At 68.6% G+C, this 1,932-nt stretch carries 3 protein-coding genes; 1 reads left to right on the forward strand and 2 read right to left on the reverse strand.

The window, feature by feature from the left end; genetic code table 11:
* Both ACWELQ_RS44830 and ACWELQ_RS44835 read right to left on the reverse strand, forming a co-directional pair.
* The coding region (locus ACWELQ_RS44830) for a DUF6959 family protein (RefSeq protein WP_452403048.1) at nucleotides 1-160 on the reverse strand (160 nt) is incomplete at its 3' end.
* A 46-nt stretch (nucleotides 161-206) separates the two neighbouring features.
* Nucleotides 207-1,418: a serine hydrolase domain-containing protein gene (locus ACWELQ_RS44835; RefSeq protein ID WP_452403046.1), complete on the reverse strand. Its 1,212-nt coding sequence runs from the start codon at nucleotides 1,416-1,418 to the stop codon at nucleotides 207-209.
* Between the two features lie 142 nt (nucleotides 1,419-1,560).
* On the opposite strand from ACWELQ_RS44835, the gene ACWELQ_RS44840 reads away from it, so the two are divergent.
* Nucleotides 1,561-1,932: AraC family transcriptional regulator ligand-binding domain-containing protein (locus tag ACWELQ_RS44840; RefSeq protein ID WP_452403047.1), on the forward strand; the 372-nt coding region annotated here is incomplete at its 3' end.

Consider the following 1,932-nt stretch of genomic DNA (forward strand, 5'->3'; position numbering starts at 1 on the left):
TCGGCCGCGGCGGCGGTGAGGGCCGCGCCGATGCTGTTGTCGTCGTCGACGGGCATTGGAGGCTGTCGCCTTGGATCGAGATCCCAGGAAAGGCGCGGCCTTCCCACTTGACCAGCGAATAGCTTCCGTTGGTGTCGAGGATTCGAGCCTCGTACTCCATACGTCCTCATCCCCTCTTTGGTTTCGTCTACGTCGATTCCGACAAACTAATCCTCGAGGGCGGCGTAGACGGTGGTGAGGAAGTCGTTGCCTAGGGGGCTGCGCCATTCGGCGGCGATGATGATGTTGGCGGATTGGACGAAGAGGAGGGCTACCAGGTCCTTTTGGGGGTCGGCGTACCAGGCGGTGCCTAGGCCGCCGGGCCAGGAGAGGGTGCCTACCGAGGGGGCGTCGGCGTTGGGTTCGGTTTGGATTTTGACGCCGTAGCCGAAACCTTGGTCGGCCCAGATGGTTTGGCCTAGGGGTGGGGCGAAGGGTGGGGTGGCGTGTTGGGCGGGGGTTAGGTAGTCGCGGGACATTGCCGCCACCAGGTCGGCGGAGAGGATGCGGGTGCCGTCCAGTTCGCCGCCGTTCAGGAGCATGCGGGCGAAGCGGGTGTAGTCGTCGGCGGTGGAGACGAGACCTGCGCCGCCGGAGGGGAAGAGGGGGTCTTCGGACCAGGCGGTGGTGGCGGGGCGGTCGAGTTCGGTGGCGTCGGGGCCGTAGAGGACGCTGAGGCGGGCTCGCTTCGCTTCGGGGACTGCGAAGCTGGTGTCGGTCATGCCCAAGGGGGTGAGGACTCGTTCTCGGAGAACGGTTTCCAGGGGTTGGCCGGTGATGCGGGTGAGGAGGATGCCGAGGACGTCGGAGGCGGTGTGGTAGCGCCAGAGGGTGCCGGGCTGGGCGATCAGGGGGAGGTCGGCGACCTTGCGCAGCCACTCGTCGGGGGACAGTTTCAAGGCGTTGGGGACGCCGATCGCGCTCGCGATGGGATCGGCGGTGAGGGCGAACAATTGGGGGGCGAGGGTGGAGATGCCCCAGCCCAGGCCGAAGCGGTAGGTGAGGAGGTCCTCGAGGGTGATGGGGCGGTCGGCGGGGACCACGTCGTCGAGGGGGCCTTCCGGGTCGCGCAGGACGGTGCGGTCGGCGAGTTCGGGCAGCCAGCGGTCGATCGGGTCGTCGAGGGCGATCAGGCCGTCCTGGACCAGGGTGAGGGCGGCGACCGCGGTGATCGGCTTGGTCATGGAGGCGATGCGGAAGAGGGTGTCGCGCCGCATCGGCAGGTCGGCGGCGCGGTCGCGCCAGCCGACGGTGTCCACCTGGGCGAGTTCGCCGTGCCGGTAGATCATCGCCACCGCGCCCGCGACCTCACCGCGCTCGACGTAGTCCGTGAGCACTTCGCTCACCTTCGCCAGACCCTCGGCCGAAAACCCGTTCACCACAACCGCTCCTCACTCTCAGCAGTCACCATCAACGACCGGCGGCCACCGATATTCCCGGCCACGAAAGTGGGGGCATCGGCCCGCCACCGCTTCGCCCTACTGTTCGATGACGTCACAAGCGCATCGGAAGGACGAGCACGTGGACACTCCGAACCCCGCACTGGCCAACACGGTTTCGTCGCAGGTCGCACGCGTCGTCCTGGACACCGCGGTGCGATGCGGCATCGACGAGGCCCGCGCGACACGCGCCACCGCGATAGGCCGGGAACTGCTGCGCGACGACCGGATCCGGGTGCCCTCGGCCAGCCAGTACCGACTGTGGCTGCTGATGCATCACACCGCCGGTGACCAGGTGGGTGTCCGCGCGGCCGAGATCGCCGAGCCCGGCCGCCTCGGACCCTGGGACTATCTGTTCGCCAATGCCCCGACCCTGCCGGAGGGCTTCCGCGACGCCGCGCGTTTCGCCGCCGGGCCCTGCGATCCCCGGGTGCGGCTCGAGGTGCACGAGCAC

The sequence above is a fragment of the Nocardia sp. NPDC004722 genome, assembly GCF_053601505.1.